Source organism: Azospirillum rugosum (assembly GCF_017876155.1).
Lineage (GTDB): Bacteria > Pseudomonadota > Alphaproteobacteria > Azospirillales > Azospirillaceae > Azospirillum > Azospirillum rugosum.
In genome coordinates this window covers 103,417-122,070 of the sequence record NZ_JAGINP010000001.1, presented here as the reverse complement: position 1 = coordinate 122,070, position 18,654 = coordinate 103,417, and the positions used below count along the sequence as shown (strand labels likewise).

16 protein-coding genes are annotated in these 18,654 nt (G+C 69.2%); 12 read left to right on the top strand and 4 right to left on the bottom strand.

Annotation, left to right across the window (positions count from 1 at the left end; translation table 11 throughout):
- The first annotated feature begins 119 nt into the window (after positions 1 to 119).
- Together J2851_RS00555 and J2851_RS00550 are read left to right on the top strand one after the other, a co-directional pair.
- The gene (locus J2851_RS00555; protein WP_209762307.1) at positions 120 to 2,273 is read left to right on the top strand and encodes an ATP-binding protein; all 2,154 of its coding nucleotides are present in this window, start codon (positions 120 to 122) and stop codon (positions 2,271 to 2,273) included.
- Between the two features lie 65 nt (positions 2,274 to 2,338).
- Positions 2,339 to 2,950: a hydrolase gene (locus J2851_RS00550; protein ID WP_209762303.1), complete on the top strand. Its 612-nt coding sequence runs from the start codon at positions 2,339 to 2,341 to the stop codon at positions 2,948 to 2,950.
- Positions 2,951 to 3,017: 67 nt separating this feature from the next.
- On the opposite strand, the gene J2851_RS00545 is transcribed toward J2851_RS00550, so the two are convergent.
- The gene (locus J2851_RS00545; protein ID WP_307420030.1) at positions 3,018 to 3,551 is read right to left on the bottom strand and encodes a helix-turn-helix domain-containing protein; all 534 of its coding nucleotides are present in this window, start codon (positions 3,549 to 3,551) and stop codon (positions 3,018 to 3,020) included.
- 581 nt (positions 3,552 to 4,132) lie between these two features.
- On the opposite strand from J2851_RS00545, the gene fliF reads away from it, so the two are divergent.
- From fliF to J2851_RS00495, 10 genes are read left to right on the top strand one after another with little or no spacing between them, the layout of a single operon-like run.
- Positions 4,133 to 5,797, top strand: coding sequence for a flagellar basal-body MS-ring/collar protein FliF (fliF, locus tag J2851_RS00540; protein ID WP_209762297.1), 1,665 nt, complete (start codon positions 4,133 to 4,135; stop codon positions 5,795 to 5,797).
- 4 nt (positions 5,798 to 5,801) lie between these two features.
- The gene (locus tag J2851_RS00535) at positions 5,802 to 6,563 is read left to right on the top strand and encodes a FliH/SctL family protein (protein WP_209762294.1); all 762 of its coding nucleotides are present in this window, start codon (positions 5,802 to 5,804) and stop codon (positions 6,561 to 6,563) included.
- 25 nt (positions 6,564 to 6,588) lie between these two features.
- On the top strand, positions 6,589 to 6,918 hold the full coding sequence (gene fliN, locus J2851_RS00530) for a flagellar motor switch protein FliN (RefSeq protein WP_209762291.1): 330 nt from the start codon (positions 6,589 to 6,591) through the stop codon (positions 6,916 to 6,918).
- The gene (locus J2851_RS00525; protein WP_209762288.1) at positions 6,915 to 7,811 is read left to right on the top strand and encodes a motility protein A; all 897 of its coding nucleotides are present in this window, start codon (positions 6,915 to 6,917) and stop codon (positions 7,809 to 7,811) included. Before fliN ends, J2851_RS00525 begins: the two co-directional genes overlap by 4 nt.
- Positions 7,812 to 7,814: 3 nt before the next feature.
- Positions 7,815 to 9,338, top strand: a complete 1,524-nt coding sequence (locus J2851_RS00520; RefSeq protein ID WP_209762284.1) for a sigma 54-interacting transcriptional regulator — start codon at positions 7,815 to 7,817, stop codon at positions 9,336 to 9,338.
- Between the two features lie 35 nt (positions 9,339 to 9,373).
- Positions 9,374 to 11,542, top strand: a complete 2,169-nt coding sequence (gene flhA, locus J2851_RS00515; protein ID WP_209762281.1) for a flagellar biosynthesis protein FlhA — start codon at positions 9,374 to 9,376, stop codon at positions 11,540 to 11,542.
- 46 nt (positions 11,543 to 11,588) lie between these two features.
- Complete coding sequence (locus J2851_RS00510; RefSeq protein WP_209762278.1) at positions 11,589 to 12,641, top strand: flagellar biosynthesis protein FlhF; 1,053 nt, start codon at positions 11,589 to 11,591, stop codon at positions 12,639 to 12,641.
- Entirely contained in the window at positions 12,638 to 13,432 is a 795-nt protein-coding gene (locus J2851_RS00505; RefSeq protein ID WP_209762275.1) for a MinD/ParA family protein, read from the top strand. The genes J2851_RS00510 and J2851_RS00505 overlap by 4 nt, the downstream gene beginning before the upstream one ends.
- A 22-nt stretch (positions 13,433 to 13,454) precedes the next feature.
- Positions 13,455 to 15,413 (top strand): hypothetical protein, encoded by a 1,959-nt coding sequence (locus J2851_RS00500; protein ID WP_209762272.1) that lies wholly within the window; start codon positions 13,455 to 13,457, stop codon positions 15,411 to 15,413.
- 14 nt (positions 15,414 to 15,427) lie between these two features.
- Positions 15,428 to 15,787: a hypothetical protein gene (locus J2851_RS00495; RefSeq protein ID WP_209762269.1), complete on the top strand. Its 360-nt coding sequence runs from the start codon at positions 15,428 to 15,430 to the stop codon at positions 15,785 to 15,787.
- Here J2851_RS00495 and J2851_RS00490 read toward each other — a convergent pair.
- The 3 genes from J2851_RS00490 to fliI are packed head-to-tail and all read right to left on the bottom strand — an operon-like array spanning position 15,784 to position 18,555.
- Positions 15,784 to 16,755: a glycosyltransferase family 2 protein gene (locus tag J2851_RS00490; protein ID WP_209762266.1), complete on the bottom strand. Its 972-nt coding sequence runs from the start codon at positions 16,753 to 16,755 to the stop codon at positions 15,784 to 15,786. The two genes, J2851_RS00495 and J2851_RS00490, sit on opposite strands and share 4 nt — an antisense overlap.
- Positions 16,756 to 16,774: 19 nt before the next feature.
- Positions 16,775 to 17,212: a flagellar FliJ family protein gene (locus tag J2851_RS00485; protein ID WP_209762263.1), complete on the bottom strand. Its 438-nt coding sequence runs from the start codon at positions 17,210 to 17,212 to the stop codon at positions 16,775 to 16,777.
- Complete coding sequence (gene fliI / locus J2851_RS00480; protein ID WP_209762259.1) at positions 17,209 to 18,555, bottom strand: flagellar protein export ATPase FliI; 1,347 nt, start codon at positions 18,553 to 18,555, stop codon at positions 17,209 to 17,211. Before fliI ends, J2851_RS00485 begins: the two co-directional genes overlap by 4 nt.
- Positions 18,556 to 18,654 lie beyond the last annotated feature (99 nt).

Here is an 18,654-nt window from a genome sequence, read left to right as displayed (position 1 = left end):
CTATTTTTTTCCGCACCTTCCGATGGCGCTGCCCGTCTCCGAAGTCTTGGACATGGCATTCACGACCATGACCGCCTATGGTGGGCGACCACGCCGAAGCCACCGCCTGAAGACCCGCCGTGTCCCCGTCCCGCTTTCCCCCACCGTCCGAGACCGGCGACTGGCTGATCGACCCGTCGTGCGGCGGGGTGCTGGCCGAGGTGGCGGAGGCGACGACGTCGGGCATCGCCGTGGTGGACCCGGCCCAGCCCGACCGGCCGCTCGTCTACTGCAACCGCGCCTTTCGCGAGATCACCGGCTACGCCGAGGACGAGCTGATCGGCCGCAACATCCGCCTTCTTCAGGGGCCGGACACCGATCCGGCCACGGTGGAGGCCATCCGCGCCGCGCTGGAAACCGGGCAGCCGGTGTCGGTGGAGGTTCTCAACTACCGGAAGGACGGCACCCCCTTTTGGAACGCGCTGTCGATCCGCCCGGTGACGGACCCCGACGGGCGGCTGCGCTGGTTCGTCGGGACCTGCATCGACGTGACGCGGAGCCGCCGGTCGGAGCAGGAGCTTCGCGACGCGCAGGAGCAGCTGACCAAACTCGCCGCCGAAACCTTCGCGCTGGCCGAGGACCTGGATCGCGCGCGGGAGGAGGCGGAGGCCGCCCGTGTCGCCGCCGAGAACGCCAGCCGCGCCAAGTCGCGCTTCCTGGCCATGATGAGCCACGAGCTGCGCACGCCGATGACCGCGGTCATCGGCATGGGCGACCTGCTTCTGGGAACGCCGCTCAGCGAGGCGCAGAAGGGATTCGTCAAGACGCTGCGGTCCTCCGCCGACACGCTGCTGACCATCCTGAACGACATCCTGGACTTCTCCAAGATCGAGGCCGGGCAGCTGGAGATGGAGGAGATCGACTTCTCCCTGCACCGGCTGGTCGAGGACGTGGTGCAGCTTTTCGCCGTCCGCGCCGCCGCCAAGGGCCTGTCGCTGACCGCCTCCATTGCGGAGGACACGCCCCGTCACGTGCGCGGCGACCCGACGCGGCTGCGTCAGGTTCTGTTCAACCTCGTCTCCAACGCCATCAAGTTCACCGACCGCGGCAGCATCGAAATCGCCGCCTGGCGCCCCGACCCGGATGGAACCGATGAGGCCGCCGGCGAGAACTTGCTCCTGCGGTTCGAGGTCGCCGACACCGGCATCGGCATGACCGAGGAACAGCGCGCCCGCGTGTTCGAGGCCTTCATTCAGGCCGACGCCTCGACCAGCCGCAAATACGGCGGCACCGGCCTGGGTCTGGCCATCTGCAAGCGGCTGGTGGAGGCGATGGGCGGCGACATCGCCGTGTCCAGCCTTCCCGGCCGCGGGACGACTTTCCGCTTCACCATCCGCTCCCGCCCGGCGGAGGCGCCGCCCGCCGCCGACGCGCTGGCGCGGCCGCTGCCCGAGACCCTGGTCCTGCGCTCCGCGTCGGCCGAGGACGCGGCCGGACGTCCGGCGGCGTCGCTGCGGCTGCTGCTGGGGGAGGACAACGACGTCAACCGCATGCTGATCTCGGCCATGCTAACCCGGCTCGGGCATCGGATCGACGCGGTGGCGGACGGGCGTGCGGTGATCGCCGCGCTGCAGGCCGCCGACTACGACGCCGTGCTGCTCGACATGGAGATGCCGGTGATGGACGGCCGCTCCACCACGCGGGCCATACGCCGGATGACCGGTCCGGCTTCCCGCCTGCCGATCATCGGCATCTCCGCCGACGCGCTGCCCGAACACCGCGACGGCCACATGGCCGCGGGCCTCGACGCCTACCTGACGAAGCCGATCGACTGGGAGCATCTGAACGCCGTGATCATCGACTTGGCCAGCCGGCCGCTCGACGATCGGGCGGTCCCGGTGCCCGGCAAGGCCGACGCCGTTCCGGAGCGGGACCTGTTCGCCCGGCTGCCGCTGGTCGACCGCGTGAAGCTGTCGGAACTGAGGCTGGCGCTGGGCTCCGAAAGCTTGGACGGCATGCTGCGCCTGCTGCCGGAGACGGCGATGCGCGAGCTGACGGCGATCCGCTCGTCGCTGCAAGGAAACCGCCCGCGCGACCTGCGGCAGGCCGCCCACACGCTGGCCGGTCTGGCCGCCAATTTCGGAACGCCCCGCATGGCCGCCATCGCCCGCGCGCTGAACGACCATTACACCGACCCGGACAAGGTCGCGGCCCTGGTGCCGCTGCTGGAGGGCGTGGTGGACGCCACCAGCCGCGTGATCCTGGACAGCGAGGCGGGACCGCCTTCCCAGTAAAGCGTCGGCTGAGCGGCCCGTCGCGCCACTGGATTCCGGCCGGCCGGGATTGTTACGGTAGTGGAATGCAGCTTGACCTTTTGAACCGACCGGACGGTCGCACCGCGATCCTGATGCCGTCGGGCTTCATCCTCGATCTCTTGGAGCCGGACGCGACGGGCATGCCGATCACCGACATCGCCCAGTGCCTCGCCTCGCAGCCCCGCTGGGGCGGCGCCGCGCGGCCGTGGTATTCCGTCGCCGAGCATTCCGTGATGGTGTCGCGCCTCGTGCCGCCGCCGCTGGCCTTTTCGGCGCTCATGCACGACAGCGAGGAGTTCCTCGGCGACTGGCCGTCGCCGGTGAAGGTCTTGCTGGACCGGAGCTACGTCAAGCAACGGTTGCAGCCGGTCAAAGGCGCCCTGTGCCGCTGGTTCGGCTTCGAGGACGACTCGCCGGAGGTAAAGCACGCGGATCTCGTCTGCATGGCGACCGAACTGCGCGACCTGCTGCCGGCGGCCTGGATGGACTGGGGCCATCTTCCCCCGCCCCACCCGGACACCATCGTCCCGGTCGGTCCCGAACGCGCCTACACCCTGTTCCTCGACCGGTACGAGGAGGTGAAGCACCTGGCGACGCCCGCAGCGGCGAAACCCGCGCCGCGCCCGCGGAAGCGGCGCAATCCCATCTCCCGCTGAAGGCCCGGCGGCGCAATCGCGATCCTGGTGACGCGATGGGCGCCGCCGCGGCCCCCCTGCCGCGGCCTCACGCCTGTCCGACGGTGTGACCGGCGCCGCGTCCGCGACGGCTGCGCGCGGCGGCCTGCCCGATGGCGGCGTCGCCACCCATACCTGGGCCCATGCCCGGCATGCCCTCGCCCTCGGCCTGGTTCGCGCACCGCTCCGCCAGCTCGCGGATCGCGCCGCGGATCTGCGGGTCGCGGATGTTCTGGAAGTAGCGCGCCAGCATCAGCGCCTCGCGAGAGCGCAGCGTGCCTTCCGATTCCTCGGTCTGCGGCGCGCCGCCGGCCCCCTCCTGGGCGGCGTGGCGTTCCTCCAGCCCCTCGAAGAAGACCGAGACGGGCACCCGGAAGAACTGCGCCAGCTTGAACAGCCGGCTGGCCGACACCCGGTTGAAGCCGCGTTCGTACTTCTGCAGTTGCTGGAAGGTCAAACCCAGGGCCGACGCGACGTCGCTCTGGCTGAGACCGGCCAGCATGCGCAGTTCGCGCAGGCGCTGCCCGACGAACACATCGACCTCGTTGAGGCCTTCCTTCTTTTCACGGCCGCGTTTTTTCACAGCATCCCCCACCGTTGGCTTGGTTTCGACTCGACGCACGGCCCGGCACCACAGGACACCGCCGAACGAAAGGCCGGCGGAACTCTGGAATGAGTCGAGAAAGTTCCCGTGCCGCTTATGCCATGGCTAAAACGGCACAACGTCGGCGTCAATTGCAACTCAGCTATGACGTCGCACCCTCAAAGTCAACCTCTGCTGCGTCATTTACTACCACAGAAACTCCGTGATATCTGGGAACCACACCGAATGAGCGGTGATGTTATTCTTTCTTTCGGGGTATTTCCGCGGTATCGTCCCATAGCCGGCGCGAAAGGGGCACGCGCCTGCGGCGAAAGCGGACCGAATCCTTCTCCACCCGCGCAAGGGACGTGCGTTGCCGGCCCGCATCGGTAGGCATTTTTTGCCGGGGACTGGGCAATATCTGCCCACGCATTAACCCTCTGTTCATCAAGACAACGCAGCATGCCCGCTGAAGTAGACCCCGGCGCGGATTTTGCAGCCGCAGTTGCTGCGCCTGCGAAATCAAGGACTTCCCCATGGAGTTCCTTGCCGACGTCGGGGCATCCGATCGGGGTGGACGCGTGAACAACCTTTTGCAGACCTTGCGCAATCTCGGCCCCGCGCGCCTCGCGGCGATCGGCGGCGTGGGGATTCTGCTGATCGGATTCTTCGTCTACCTGATGACCCGCCTCTCCACCCCGGAGATGGAGCTTCTCTACTCCGACCTCCAGCAGGGCGAGGCCGCCGCCATCGCCAAGAAGCTGGACGAGGCGAAGGTCCCCTACACGGTCGACAAGACCGGCACGAAGATCACCGTCCCGGCCGACCAGGTGGGTCCGGTCCGCATGCGGATGGCCGCCGCCGGCCTGCCGTCGGGCGGATCCATCGGCTATGAGCTGTTCGACAAGGGCGAAGGCTTCGGCGCCACCAGCTTCATGCAGAACATCAACCACCTGCGCGCGCTGGAAGGCGAGATGGCGCGCACGGTGCAGACGCTGAACGGCGTGCAGCAGGCGCGCGTCCACCTCGTGCTGCCCAAGCGCGAGATGTTCGCCCGCCAGCAGAACCCGGCGACCGCCAGCGTCTTCCTGAAGCTGCGGCCCGGCGCGCAGCTGTCGCGCGAGAACATCCAGGCGATCCAGCAGCTGATCGCCGCCTCGGTCCCGAACCTCGACCCCAACCGCATCTCCATCGTCGACGACAAGGGCAAGCTGCTGTCGCGCGGCGCCGGCAGCGACAGCCCCGACGCCATGCTCGCGTCCGCCGAGGAGAAGAAGGTCGCCTACGAGGGCCGCATCGCGCGCACCATCGAGGATCTGCTGGGCCGCACCGTCGGCTACGGCAAGGTCCGGGCGGAGGTGTCGGCGGATCTCGACTTCGACCGCATCACCACCCAGTCGGAAATCTTCGACCCGGAAAGCCAGGTCGTCCGCTCCACCCAGACGGTCAGCGAATCGAACGAGAGCAGCGACCGCGACCCGCTGTCGCCGGTCACCGTGGACCAGAACCTGCCCACGGCGCAGTCCGGGAACAACGCCGGCCCCATCTCGCACAACAAGCAGGGCCGCAACGAAGAGACGATCAACTACGAGATCAGCAAGACCACCAAGAACCACGTCCGCGAGACCGGGCAGGTGCGGCGCCTGTCGGTAGCCGTGCTGGTGGACGGCACCTACGCCCCGGCCAAGGACGGCAACCCGCCCGCCTACCAGCCGCGGACGGAGCAGGAGGTGGAGAGCATCAAGGCGCTGGTCCGCTCGGCCGTCGGCCTCGACGCGGTGCGCGGCGATTCGCTGGAAGTCGTCAACATGCGCTTCTGGACTCCGGAAGACGACATGCAGAAGCCGGAGGAGCTGTTCCTGGGCATGACCAAGGAAGACCTGTTCCGCATCGCCGAGATGGTGGTGCTCGGGATCGTCGCCGTCCTGATCATCCTGCTGGTCATCCGCCCGCTGATCACCCGCGCCTTCGAGAAGGCCGATCAGCAGGAAGACGACGACATGGACCGCCTGCTGTCCGACCAGAGCGCCCTGCCCGCGGCCCTGGCCGCCCCGACCGGCGCGCTGGCCCAGGACTTGGCGCTGGAGGCCGCCCAGGCCGACGAGGAACTGGAGCAGATGATCGACATCAACCGCGTCGAGGGCCGCGTCCGCGCCTCCTCGCTGCGCAAGGTGGGCGAGATCGTGGAGAAGCACCCGGAGGAAGCGGTGTCGATCCTGCGCAACTGGCTCTACCAGGAGAGCTGACGCGATGAGTTCCGTCCGCAAGTTCCTCTTCGACGAATCCTTCGACGTGGACGCCCCGTCGCCGCGGCAGTACCAGGTCGAGGACGACTACCTGCCCGAGCCGGAGCCCGTGCCGGAGATCCCGGAGGAGCCGCCGCCGCCCCCGCCGCCGGTCTTCGGCGAGGAGGATCTGGCCGCCGCCCGCGCCCAGGGCTTCGCCGAGGGCGAGACGGCCGGCAAGTCCGCCGGCTACGGCAAGGGCTTCGTGGACGGCAGCAACGCCGGCCGCACGGAGGGCTACGAGAAGGCCCGCGTGGAGATCGAGGCCACCGTGCAGGCCCGCATCGCCAACGCGCTGGAAGCCATCGGCGGCGGCGTGCAGCATCTGATCAACGAACACAACGCGGCGCGCGGCGTCCTGTCCGACCAACCCGTGCACATCGCGCTGGCCATCGTCCGCAAGCTGATGCCGGAGCTGGCCCGCCGCGGCGGCCTGGCGGAGGTGGAGGGTGTGGTGCGCGCCTGCCTGACCGACCTGATCGACGAGCCGCGCCTGGTGGTGCGCGTGGCCGAGGACACGGTCGACCTGGTGCGCGAGCATCTCGACCAGGTGATCGGGTCGCGCGGCTTCGGCGCCAAGCTGATGGTCGCGGGCGACCCGGCGCTGGCACCGGGCAGCTGCCGGATCGAATGGGCCGAGGGCGGCGTGGAGCGCGACACCGCGCGGCTGATGGCCGACATCGAGCGCCGCGTCGCCGCGGTGCTGGAATCCCCGGCGCCGGCCTGAGACTGGATTTCTTTGGAGAGTTTAGATGGGCAAGGACAGCTTCTCCCTCGACGAGTTGGACAACGGCGGCCGCGGCGACGTCGCGGACTACGAGACCGGCCTTGGTCCAGCCAAGGATCTGGAGGCGGTCTACGACATTCCGGTCCAGATCTCGGCCGTGCTCGGCAAGTCCACCATGCAGGTGAGCCAGCTCCTGAAGCTCGGCCGTGGCGCGGTGGTGGAGCTTGACCGCAAGGTGGGCGAGGCCATCGACATCTACGTGAACAACCGCCTCGTCGCCCGCGGCGAGGTCGTGGTGGTGGAGGACCGCTTGGGCGTGACCATGACCGAAATCATCAAGTCGGACCGCGGATGAGCGTCACCCGGGATACGTCCGACCAGCCGCGCCGCGGCTCGCGCGGTGGCCCCAGCGCGACGTCGCCGTCGCGCGGCGCGCGGCTGCGCGGCGGGGTGGACGCGGCGACCCTGGTCGGGCTGGCCGCCGCCGCGGGCGTCATCCTCGTCGCCATCGCGGCGGGCGGGTCTTTGCGCGCCTTCCTTGACCCGCCGTCGCTGATCATCGTGGTCGGCGGCACGCTGGCGGTCACCACCGCGTCCTTCTCGCTGGGCGACGTGGCGCGGGCGTGGCGCGACGCCGGGGCCGTGCTGGTCCAGCGCACCAACGACCCGCGCGGCGTGGCTCGCCAGGTGCTTCTGCTGGCCGAAGCCGCACGTCGCGCGCCGGAAACGCTGCGCAACGTCCTGCCGGAGCTGCGCACCGACTCCTTCCTGCACCGCTCCGTCACGCTGGTGGCGGAGGGCCTGCCGCCCGACGACATCGAGCGCATGCTGACCGGGGAGGTGGAGGCCGTCGGCTCCAGCCACGTCAAGAGCGCCGGCGTGCTGCGCCGCGGGTCGGAGGTGGCGCCGGCCATGGGCCTGATCGGCACGCTGGTCGGCCTGGTCCAGATGCTGGGCAGCTTGAACGACCCGTCCGCCATCGGGCCGGCCATGGCGCTGGCCCTGCTGACCACCTTCTACGGCGCCGTCCTCGGCAACGTCGTGCTCGCCCCGCTCGCCGCGAAGGTGGAGCGGGCGGCCGAAGAGGACGCGCTCATCAAGACTCTGTACACCATCGGCGCCGTATCCATCGCGCGTCAGGAAAATCCGCGGCGTCTGGAGATGCTCCTGAACGCCGTCCTGCCGCCTGGAAAGCGGATCCAGTACTTCGACCGGGACTCCGACCGGGGATTTCCGAGGGGAGCGTAAACGATGCGTCTGCTGATCGTTGGAACGTTGGAAGGATACATCACCGCCGCGGGCAAGATCGCCATGCAGCGCGGTGCCAAGGTATCCCACACCGACAGCATCGAAGGGGCGCTGGGCGCCCTGCGCGCCGCCGCGGGTGCGGACCTGGTGATGATCGACGTCAAGTTGGACATCGCCAAGTTCATCGAAAGCCTGAAGGCGGAGCGTATCACGATCCCGGTCGTGGCCTGCGGCATCGGCACCGACGCCGCGGCGGCGGTGAAGGCGATCCGCGCCGGCGCCAAGGAATACATCCCCCTGCCCCCCGACGCGGAGCTGATCGCCGCGGTGCTGGAGGCGGTGGCGGAGGAAAGCCACGCCATCGTCTGCCAGGACCCGGCCATGCTGGCGACCCTGCGCATGGCCGACCAGGTGGCGCCCAGCGACGCCTCGGTCATGATCACGGGCGAGAGCGGCACCGGCAAGGAACTGATGGCCCGCTACATCCACCGCAAGAGCCGGCGCGCCGACGCGCCCTTCGTCGCGGTGAACTGCGCGGCCATCCCGGAGAACCTGCTGGAGTCGGAGCTGTTCGGCCACGAGAAGGGCGCCTTCACCGGCGCCGTCGCGCGGCGGCTCGGCAAGTTCGAGGAGGCCAACGGCGGCACCCTGCTGCTGGACGAGCTGTCGGAGATGCACCCGCGCCTCCAGGCCAAGCTGCTGCGCGCCATCCAGGAGAAGGAGATCGACCGCATCGGCTCCTCCGCGCCGGTGAAGGTCAACGTCCGCCTGATCGCCACGTCGAACCGCAACCTGGAGAACGAGGTCCGCAGCGGCAACTTCCGCGAGGACCTGTATTTCCGCCTGAACGTCTTCAACGTCGCCATCCCCAGCTTGCGGGAGCGGCCGGCGGACATCCCGCTGATCGCCGACCATTTCCTGCGGAAATACGCGCAGGCCAACGGACTGGGCGAGAAGCGCCTGTCCGACGACGCGCTGCTGATGCTGCGCAGCCACCACTGGCGCGGCAACGTGCGCGAGCTGGAGAACACCATGCACCGCGCGGTGCTGCTCTCCCGCGGCGAGGTGGTCGGGCCGGACGCCATCCTGCTGACCAGCCAGGTGCTGGCGCCGGAGGGCAGCGCCCAGGCCTCCATCCCGCAGAACTCGCCGGTGGCGAATCCCTTCGCCGGCCCCGGCGGCACCGTGCCGGCCGCCCCGCGCGGCTACGCCCCGCAGGGCCAGGGCTACCCGAGCCTGCCGACCTCCTACGCGCCGCCGCCGGGCTATGTCCCCGGCAGCACCCCGGCTACCCCCCAGGGCAGCGGCGCGCAGCCGGCCGCCGTGCAGGGGCTGGTCGGCCGCACCGTGGCGGAGGTGGAGCGCGACCTGATCATCGGCACGCTGTCCCACTGCCTCGGCAACCGCACCCACGCCGCGAACATCCTCGGCATCTCCATCCGCACGCTGCGCAACAAGCTGAAGCAGTACAGCGAGGAGGGCGTGCCCGTGCCGCCGCCGGGGGCCGAGGAACGGGCCGCGGTCTGATCCTCTAACGAGCGGACAATCGGGGATCGGACGGCATGGCGCTGACGGAGCAGACGAATACAGGACCGGGGACCGGCGGCCGGGCGGGCAACATGGCCGCCTTCGGCGACATGCTGGCTGTCGCGAAGTCGTCGCTGAAGCGCGGCGACATCGTGATGGCGGCCGGCATCATGCTGATCGTCGTCGGCCTGATCCTGCCGCTGCCGTCGATGCTGCTCGACATGATGCTCGGGCTGAACATCACGGTCTCCGTCCTGATCCTGATGGTCGTGCTGTTCATCGAGAAGCCGCTCGACCTGTCGTCCTACCCGACGATTCTGCTGATCACCACGCTGCTGCGCCTGTCGCTGAACATGGCGTCGACGCGCCTGATCCTGACGCACGGGCACGAGGGCACGGCGGCGGCCGGCCACGTCATCGAGGCCTTCGCCGGCTTCGTCATGGGCGGCGACTTCATCATCGGCGTGATCGTCTACGCGATCCTGACGATCGTGAACTTCAAGGTGATCACCGCCGGTTCGGGCCGCATCGCGGAAGTCGCGGCCCGCTTCACCCTGGACGCCATGCCCGGCAAGCAGATGGCCATCGACGCCGACCTGTCCGCGGGCATGATCGACGAGACCACCGCGCGCGCCAAGCGCAAGGAGCTGGAGGACGAAAGCGCCTTCTTCGGCTCCATGGACGGTGCGTCGAAGTTCGTGAAGGGCGACGCCGTCGCCGGCCTGATGATCATGTTCATCAACATCATCGGCGGCGTGGCGCTGGCGGTCCTGCGCTACGACATGCCGGTGCTGCAGGCGCTGGACACCTTCACGAAGCTGACCATCGGCGACGGCCTCGTCTCCCAGATCCCGGCACTGGTCATCTCCATCTCCGCCGGCTTCCTGGTGTCGAAGGCCGGCACCGGCGGCTCCACCGACAAGGCGGTGGTCGGCCAGCTGACCGGCCATGTCAGCGCGCTCGGCCTATCGGCCGGCGCCATCGGCCTGCTGGCCCTGATGCCGGGCATGCCGATGCTGCCCTTCCTGCCGGTGGTCGGCGCGGTGGGTGCCGCCGCCTACTACCTGCCGAAGATCCGCGCGAAGAAGGAGGCGGAGGAGGCGGAGGCCGCGGCGGCGGAGGCTGCCGGCATGGGCCCTGGCGGCGGCCCCGCCCCCGTGGCCGACGAGCCGATCTCCACGGCACTCGCCATCGACCTGATTCGGCTGGAACTCGGCTACGGCCTGCTGTCGCTGATCAACCAGCCGCAGGCGGGCAGCCACCGGCTGACCGACCAGATCAAGGGACTGCGCCGGCAGATCGCCGGCGAGGTCGGATTCGTCATGCCGGCGGTGCGCATCCAGGACAACCTGCAACTGCCGCCCAACGCCTACATCATCCGAATCAAGGAGATCGAGGCGGGGCGCGGCGACATCCGGCCCAACATGCTGCTGGTCATGGATCCGCGCGGCGAGGCCATGAGCCTGCCCGGCGAGCAGACGATCGAGCCGACCTTCGGCCTGCCGGCCATCTGGATCGAGCCGGGCTACCGCGAGGAGGCCCTGTTCAAGGGCTACACGGTCGTCGACCCGTCCACCGTCATCACCACACACCTGACGGAGCTGATCAAGGACAACATGCCGGAGCTTCTGTCCTTCACCGAGACGCAGAAGCTGCTCGATGAATTGGACAAGGAACACCAGAAGCTCGTGGCCGACGTGGTGCCGCAGCAGATCACCGTGGGCGGACTGCAACGTGTGCTGCAGAACTTGCTTGCGGAACGCGTGTCGGTACGCGATCTTGCAACAATCTTGGAAGGCGTATCGGAGGCGGCAAGCCAAACCCGCAGCATCACGCAGATCACGGAGCATGTGCGCACGCGCCTGGCCCGTCAGATCTGCGACGCGAACATCAACGAGATGGGCTTCATCCCGCTCGTCACGCTCTCCCCCGAATGGGAGCAGGCGTTCGCGGAATCGCTGGTGGGTGACGGCGACGACCGGCAACTGACGATGGCGCCAAGCCGCCTGCAGCAATTCATCACTTCGGTCCGCCAAACCTTCGAGCGACACGCCATGATGGGCGAGACCCCCGTCCTGTTGACCAGCCCCCTGATCCGTCCCTTCGTCCGCTCGATCGTCGAGCGGTTCCGGCCGGCCACCGTGGTGATGTCGCAGAACGAGATCCACCCCAAGGCGAAGATCAAGACCCTGGGGCAGATCTGATGGCACACGCCGCACACCATGACGTGACCGGGACGGAGCCTCGCGCATGCGGCTGAAGTCCTTCCACGCCAAATCCATGTCCGAGGCCATGCGGATGGTCCGCCAGGCGCTGGGCGACGACGCGATCATCGTCGCCACGCGCGAGGAGGAAGGCGGCGGCGTGCGCGTGACCGCGGCGGTGGAGGAAGACGACCTCGTGATGGCGTCGGCGCGCGCGCCCCACCACGCGCCGCCCAAGCCGATCATCGTGGAGGAGCCGGAGATCGACGTGGGCGAGGTGGTGGCCGACGTGCTGCACCGCCACGGCGTTCCCGCCGCCCTGTCGGAACAGCTGATCGACGCGGCCGCCAGCCTGGACACCGACGATCCGCAGCTTGCGCTGGGCGCAGCACTCGACAGCATGTTCACCTTCAGCCCGCTGCACGACAAGCGCACCGGCAACAAGCCGCTGATCCTGGTCGGCCCGCCGGGCGGCGGGAAGACGCTGGTTGTCGCGAAGCTCGCCGCCCAGGCCGTGTTCAAAAAGCGCAAGGTCGGCGTGATCACCACCGACACGGTGCGCGCCGGCGGCATGGAGCAGCTGGCGGCCTTCACCCGCCTGATGAAGATCAAGCTGGCGACGGTGGAGGACCCCGACGCGCTGGCCGGCGCCTTCGAGGTGAACCGCGGCTGCGACGTGGTGCTGGTGGACACCGCCGGGCGCAACCCCTACGACCGGGAGGAGATGGCCGACCTGAAGGCCCTCCTCGCCGCCGGCGTGGCGGAGCCGATCCTGGTGCTGCCCGCCGGCATGGACGCGCTGGAGGCCGCCGACATCGCCCAATCCTTCAAGGCGCTGGGCGTGCGCCGCATGCTGATCACCCGCCTGGACATGGCGCGCCGGCTGGGCAGCCTGCTCGGCACCGCGCACCGCGCCCGCATGGCTTTCTGCAACGCCAGCGTATCCTCCAAGGTTGCAGAGGGATTGACGCCATTGAACCCGATGGCCTTCGCCCGCCTGATGATGCCCCCCGAGGCCAAGGCGGCGCGTGCCGCCGCCAAGACCTCTCCTTCCAAGACCAAAGCCGTACGTTCTTCGTCGTCGAGGACCATCCCATGACCGATCCGGTGTTTCCGGCCGCCCTCAAGAACGTTCGCCCGCTGCGCGGTGCCAACGTCATCGCCGTGGCCAGCGGCAAGGGCGGCGTCGGCAAGACGTGGTTTTCGATCACGCTCGCCCACGCGCTGACCAAGATGGGCAAGAATTCGCTGCTGTTCGACGGCGACCTCGGCCTTGCCAACGTCGACATCCAGCTGGGATTCCAGCCGAAGAACGACCTGGGCGCCGTCATAAACGGCGACGTGACCCTGGGCCGCGCGGCCCAGCGCTTCCCCGAAGGCGGCTTCGACATCATCGCCGGGCGCTCCGGCTCCGGCACGCTCGCCCAGCTGCCGAGCCAGCGCCTCTCCGGCCTGCGCAACGACCTGCTGGAGCTGGCGCGCACCTACGACTGCGTCATCATGGACATGGGCGCCGGCGTGGACCGCACGGTGCGCACCCTGTCCGGCCCGGCCGGCACCACGCTGGTGGTCACGACGGACGAGCCGACCTCGCTGACCGACGCCTACGCCTTCATCAAGCTGAGCCACGCCACCAACCCGACGGCGGACCTCCGCGTCGTGGTGAACATGGCGCAGAGCGTGAAGGACGGGGAGCGGACCTACGGCACCATCCTGAAGGCCTGCCAGAACTTCCTGAAGTTCAAGCCGTCGCTGGCCGGCATCATCCGCCGCGACCTGAAGGTGCGCGACGCCATCCGCAACCAGTCGCCGCTGCTCACCCGCTCGCCGGGCTGCGACGCCGCGCGCGACGTGCTGGCCATCGCCCAGCGGCTGATGAGCGGCCAGTAAGCCGAAACGCGAGGGAGGGGACATGGGCGGCACCGTCCCACCCCCCGTCGCCGGCCCAGCGGTGCCGGCCGCCCCCGCGCCGACGGCCCCCGCCGCACCAGCGGTGGCGACCGAGGTGACGGTCCTGACCCTGCCGGAACGGTTGCAGGGCCTGACCCGCGCGGTGGTGCTGACCGGCACGGTGGCCGGCGACACGCCGGACGGGCTGACGCGCGTCCGCACCCAGGCCGGCGAGATCCTGCTCGACACGCCGACGCCGCTGCCGACCGACAAGCCGGTCACGCTTCAAATCACGCCGGGCCAGACGTCCGCCCAGGGCGCCAAGGTCCTGCTCCTCCTGACCGCCGGGACGACCGCGGCGCCTTCCGCGCCCGGGACGCCGGCCGCCCCCCAGGCTGGAGCAGGCCAGGGCCCCGCCGTGATCCTGCCGAACCCGACCATCCCCTCGGCAACGCCGACGGCCACGGCGGGCGCCCCGACGGCACAACCCTTGCCGCCGCTGGTGCCCGGCAGCATCGTCCCCGCCCTGGTGATCGCCGCCGCGCCGAAGCCTCCGGCGCCGCGCGGCACGGCGCCCACCCTGCCCGGCCAGGCCGCTCCACCGCCGACACCGCCCGTCACCACGCCCACGCCGTCGGGCGCCGCGCCATCGGCAACGGCCGGCGCGACGCCCCCGCCCCTCGCCGCCGCGCCCACGACCGCCGGAGCAGCCCCCCAGCCCGCCACCCAACCCGCCCCGTCCCCAGGCGCGTCCCCGCCGATGGGCAAGCCGATGCTCGACACGCCGGTCCAACTGGGCGGCGACGCCGCGCACCCCGGCGCGGAGCCGCCCCCGTCCGCCCCAGCCACACCGAAGCCGACCGCCCCCGATCCCCAGCCGGCGCCGGAACCCGACCTGCCGCAGGGCGGCACCGTGGCGCTCAAGATCCTGACGATCACGCCGCCGCCCGACCAGCCGCAGAGCCATCCGCAAGGCATGCCGCCCGAGGGCACGCCCCCGAAATCATCCAACCTGCCGGGCAATCCCCCCGCGGATGGCGAGTCCACCAAAGCACCGCCATCCCCCGCCGGCCTGGACGACATGCCGGACGCGCCGGATGGCGCCACCCCGGACGAACCGGTGCTGCGCGGCACGGTGGCTGGCACGACCGCGCAAGGCCAGCCGATCCTCGCCACGCGCAAGGGCATGCTGGCCCTGAACGTCCAAGCGAACCTGCCGCAGGGAGCCACCGTCACCGCGGCCCTGACCGACCCCGGGCAGGCGTTGCGCGCCGCAGCGCCCGCGGCGACGCCCCCCGGCCCGCTGACGGAGCGCGACTGGCCGGCCATGCGCCAGATCCTGGCCACCCTCGCCGGCGTGGACCGTGCGGCAGCCCAGTCCCTGCTCGCCACCGCCATGCCGCAGCCGAACCGCAAGCTGACCGCGGCGCTGAGCTTCCTTCTGTCGGCGATCCGCGGCGGCGACGCCCGCGGCTGGCTCGGCGACGAGGCCGCCGCCGCCCTGGACAGGGCCGGGCGCGGCGATCTCGTCCAGCAGCTGGACCGCGAGTTCAAGTCCCTCCAGCAGCAGGCGGCCGACCCGCTGCCCGGCGACTGGCGGCCCTTCGTCCTGCCGATGTTCGACGCCAACGGCCCGCTGCCCATCCGCCTGCACATCCACCCGATCAAGGGCGATGAGGAGGAGGACGGCGGCCGCAAGGGCAAGCGCGATGGCAAGGGGAGCCGCTTCCTGCTCGACCTGGAGCTGAGCCGCCTCGGCCCCCTCCAGCTCGACGGGCTGGTGCAGCCCAACCGCTTCGACCTGATCCTGCGCAGCCACACGGCGCTGGCGCCGGAGCTGCGGCTCGACCTGATCCAGATTTTCGCCGACAGCATCCGCGCCGTGGGCTATGTCGGCGGCCTGTCCTTCCAGTCCGGCGCCAAATGCTGGGTCAAGCTGACCCGCGCCGGCGGGGCGGGCGGCCAAAGCTACACTGCTTGATGATTCCGAAACCCATGCACCGCCGCGACCTGCTGACCACTGCACCCAACCCGGGCGCCCGCCACGACTATCTGGTCGTCCTGGAAGGCGAGCCCGTTCCCGGCACGCGCCTGATCGTGCGCTATGTGCCCGACCGGCTGGTGCTGGACCCGGCCGGCTTCGCCGCCTACCTAGGCGCGCTCTCCGGCACGGCCGGCGGCGGGCTGGAGGCGCTGGCGCTCGCCGTCCTCGACGACCTCAACAACGAGCTGGTACCCCGCTGGGCCGAGGTCACGGCCGAACGCCCGGCCCCCGTGCCCCACCGCGTCGTCGTGGAAGACCGCCAGCCCGGCTGGGACAACCCCCATCTCTTCGCCCGGATGCGGCGGATCTAGACCGCACTCTGCCCGGACGGCGCCGACGGAATGCCGCATTCGGCGCGCAGGATGGCCATGTTGTGCAGGGTGGCGTTCAGAAACCGCTGAATCGACGCATCGGTGTCTTCGTTCCGATCCTGCCGTTCAAAATACGCATCGTCCATATCGGCGAACTTCGCGATGTGGTCGTCCGCGACATGCGCGCGTCCCCTGGACTTTTTTCGGATGAACTCTTCCTTTGATTTCACGCTGTAATGGTTGATCTGCCCATAATACATCGACACCGAGGACGTGAAGGCGCATTGCTGCAATTCGATGCGTTCGCCTGCGTCATTCACGCAGAACCCGCTTCGGAGCTTTGCTCCATGAATGAACATCACCCCCGTCATCGAAGGACGGACCAACGTCTTGACATGCAGGTGACCGTCGAAACGCGGCCACGCGCACCGCGTGAAGCGTTCGATGACGGGACGGGGATCCTCGTGCTCGTGCCCCGACGATCCGAAGTATTTCTCATTCACCGCGATCGCCGCCACACCGTCCCGCGACGCGCAACGCGCGACGAAATCCTTGATGGAACGATCACGCACGGGCACGAAGAACTCGTCCGCGTCGACGAACAGCAGCCAGTCATGCTGGTCGCCGAAACTGGTCAGCGCGTGGTTGTACGCGGCGATCTGCGGACTCATCCAGATCAACTTCTGCCAATCATAGCGGATTTGGACGTCGAGCTGATCGAGCGCGTCGTAGATTTCCGGATAGTCGAGGGGGCGCTCGCAATTCGGCGACGGCCACGACACCACCGTTATCGGGACTTTCGTGCCGATCCGCAGCAAAAGCTCGACCGATCCGTCCGTGCTGCCGTTGTCATAGATGATGAAATGGTCGACGCCGATGGCGATGTAATAGGCGATCCATTCCAGAAGGTAAGGCGCCTCGTTCTTCACGATTGCGCAGACTGCAATTCGCACCGCCGTGATCTCCACGCTGAAACCGGTTCTCGCCTTATGACTCGGCGCCGCTTTCCTCCTGCTGGCGGCGGCGGAAGCCGACCAGCGCGGTCTCGTCCAGCATGTTGGCCTCCTTGCGCTTCAGCTTTTCCTTCTCGCGCTTCAGCCGCTCTTCCTCGGCCAGCTCATAGCGCTTCAGCTCCTGGAACGCTTCGGCCATCTCGTCGGTGGCGACCGAGATCTGGCCCTCCACCTGCCCCATGGACTGGGTCAGGCGCTTGCCGCGTTCCATGGCGGCCTGGATGTAGTTGCTGTAGGTGAAGGAGTATTCGACATTGCTGCGGGCCGTCTCCTGCTCCGCCGCGATCTCCTCCTTCAGCCGCTCGATCTCGGCCTTCAGGCGGTCGGCGAGGTTCTGAAGCTCGGCCAGCGCGCGGCGCTTCTCGTCGAGCTTCCATTTCTGCAGGCGGATGATGGTCTTGAGGCTGCTCATTCTTGCGGCGGCCACTGTTCGATGCCGAAGATCGCGGCCAGCATGGCGTAGCTCTCGTCGAGGTTCGTCGCCTCGCGCTTGCCCTGCTTCAGGAAGGCCTCCAGCGCCGGCTGGTAATGGATGGCTTCGTCCACCTGCGGGTCGGTTCCTTTCCGGTAGGCGCCCAGGCGGATCATCTCCGCCATGTTGTCGTAGGACGACATCAGGCGGCGCGCGTGGTTCACCAGCTCGTTCTCGATGGGCGCGTTGCAACCGGGCATGGTTCGCGACACGCTGCGCAGGATGTTGATGGCGGGGTAGCGCCCGCGCTCGCCGATCTGGCGTTCCAGCACGATGTGCCCGTCCAGGATGCCGCGCACGGCATCGGCGATCGGCTCGTTGTGGTCGTCGCCTTCCACCAGCACGGTGAACAGCCCGGTGATGGAGCCCGATCCGGCCACGCCCGGCCCCGCCCGCTCCAGCAGGCGTGGCAGCTCGGCGAAGACGGTCGGCGGGTAGCCCTTGGTCGTCGGCGGTTCGCCCGCCGACAGGCCGATCTCGCGCTGGGCCATGGCGAAGCGGGTGACGCTGTCCATCATGCACAGCACGTCGCGGCCCTGGTCGCGGAAATGCTCCGCCACCGCCATGGTCATGTAGGCCGCCTGCCGGCGCATCAGCGGCGCCTCGTCCGACGTGGCGCAGACGACGATGCTGCGCGCCAGGCCCTCCTCCCCCAGATCCTCGGTGATGAACTCCTGAAGCTCGCGCCCGCGCTCGCCGATCAGGCCGATCACCGCAACCTCCGCGGCGGAGAAGCGGGCGAGCATCGACATGACCGACGACTTGCCGACGCCGGAGCCCGCGAAGATGCCCATGCGCTGGCCGCGGCAGCAGGTCAGGAAAGCGTTGATCGCGCGGATGCCCAGGTCCAGCTTCTCGCCGACGCGGGCGCGGGCGTGGGCCGAGGGCGGGTTGTTGCGCACCGGCACGCCGCGCGGCCCCTTGGGCAGCGGGCCCTTGCCGTCCACCGGCTCCCCCAGCGCGTTGATCACGCGGCCCAGCCATGCGTCGGTGGGGAAAACGGACGGCTGGCCGTCCGACACCAGAGCCCTGCAGCCGAGCCCGACGCCGTCAATGGACCCGAATGGCATAAGCAATGCGCGTCCTTGTCGAAAGCCAACCACCTCACAAGGTACTTGGCGACCGTCGCGGGATTCCACGATGCAACGGCCGCCGACGGACAATTCCTTCTCGATGCCGCCGACTTCGACCAGCAGGCCGAGCACGGCGGTGACGCGCCCGAACCGGCTGTAGCCGGGAAGGGCTTCGATCTCTTGAAGAAGGCGGGCGACGTCGGCGGGCACGGTTTTGGCTGTTTCGCGGACGTTGACAAGGAATCCGGGACGGATAACCGGGACGGGAGTACGGGCGGCGGCGCGCGCAGCGGCGGCCACCACCTGGAG

Bases quoted from the DNA above. Each gene is read 5' to 3' on its own strand.
- J2851_RS00510 (WP_209762278.1), top strand. From the start codon at position 11,589: ATGCGGCTGAAGTCCTTCCACGCCAAATCCATGTCCGAGGCCATGCGG.
- J2851_RS00525 (WP_209762288.1), top strand. From the start codon at position 6,915: ATGAGCGTCACCCGGGATACGTCCGACCAGCCGCGCCGCGGCTCGCGC.
- J2851_RS00550 (WP_209762303.1), top strand. From the start codon at position 2,339: ATGCAGCTTGACCTTTTGAACCGACCGGACGGTCGCACCGCGATCCTG.
- flhA (WP_209762281.1), top strand. From the start codon at position 9,374: ATGGCGCTGACGGAGCAGACGAATACAGGACCGGGGACCGGCGGCCGG.
- fliN (WP_209762291.1), top strand. From the start codon at position 6,589: ATGGGCAAGGACAGCTTCTCCCTCGACGAGTTGGACAACGGCGGCCGC.
- J2851_RS00495 (WP_209762269.1), top strand. From the start codon at position 15,428: ATGCACCGCCGCGACCTGCTGACCACTGCACCCAACCCGGGCGCCCGC.
- J2851_RS00500 (WP_209762272.1), top strand. From the start codon at position 13,455: ATGGGCGGCACCGTCCCACCCCCCGTCGCCGGCCCAGCGGTGCCGGCC.
- J2851_RS00535 (WP_209762294.1), top strand. From the start codon at position 5,802: ATGAGTTCCGTCCGCAAGTTCCTCTTCGACGAATCCTTCGACGTGGAC.
- J2851_RS00520 (WP_209762284.1), top strand. From the start codon at position 7,815: ATGCGTCTGCTGATCGTTGGAACGTTGGAAGGATACATCACCGCCGCG.
- J2851_RS00485 (WP_209762263.1), bottom strand. From the start codon at position 17,212: ATGAGCAGCCTCAAGACCATCATCCGCCTGCAGAAATGGAAGCTCGAC.
- J2851_RS00505 (WP_209762275.1), top strand. From the start codon at position 12,638: ATGACCGATCCGGTGTTTCCGGCCGCCCTCAAGAACGTTCGCCCGCTG.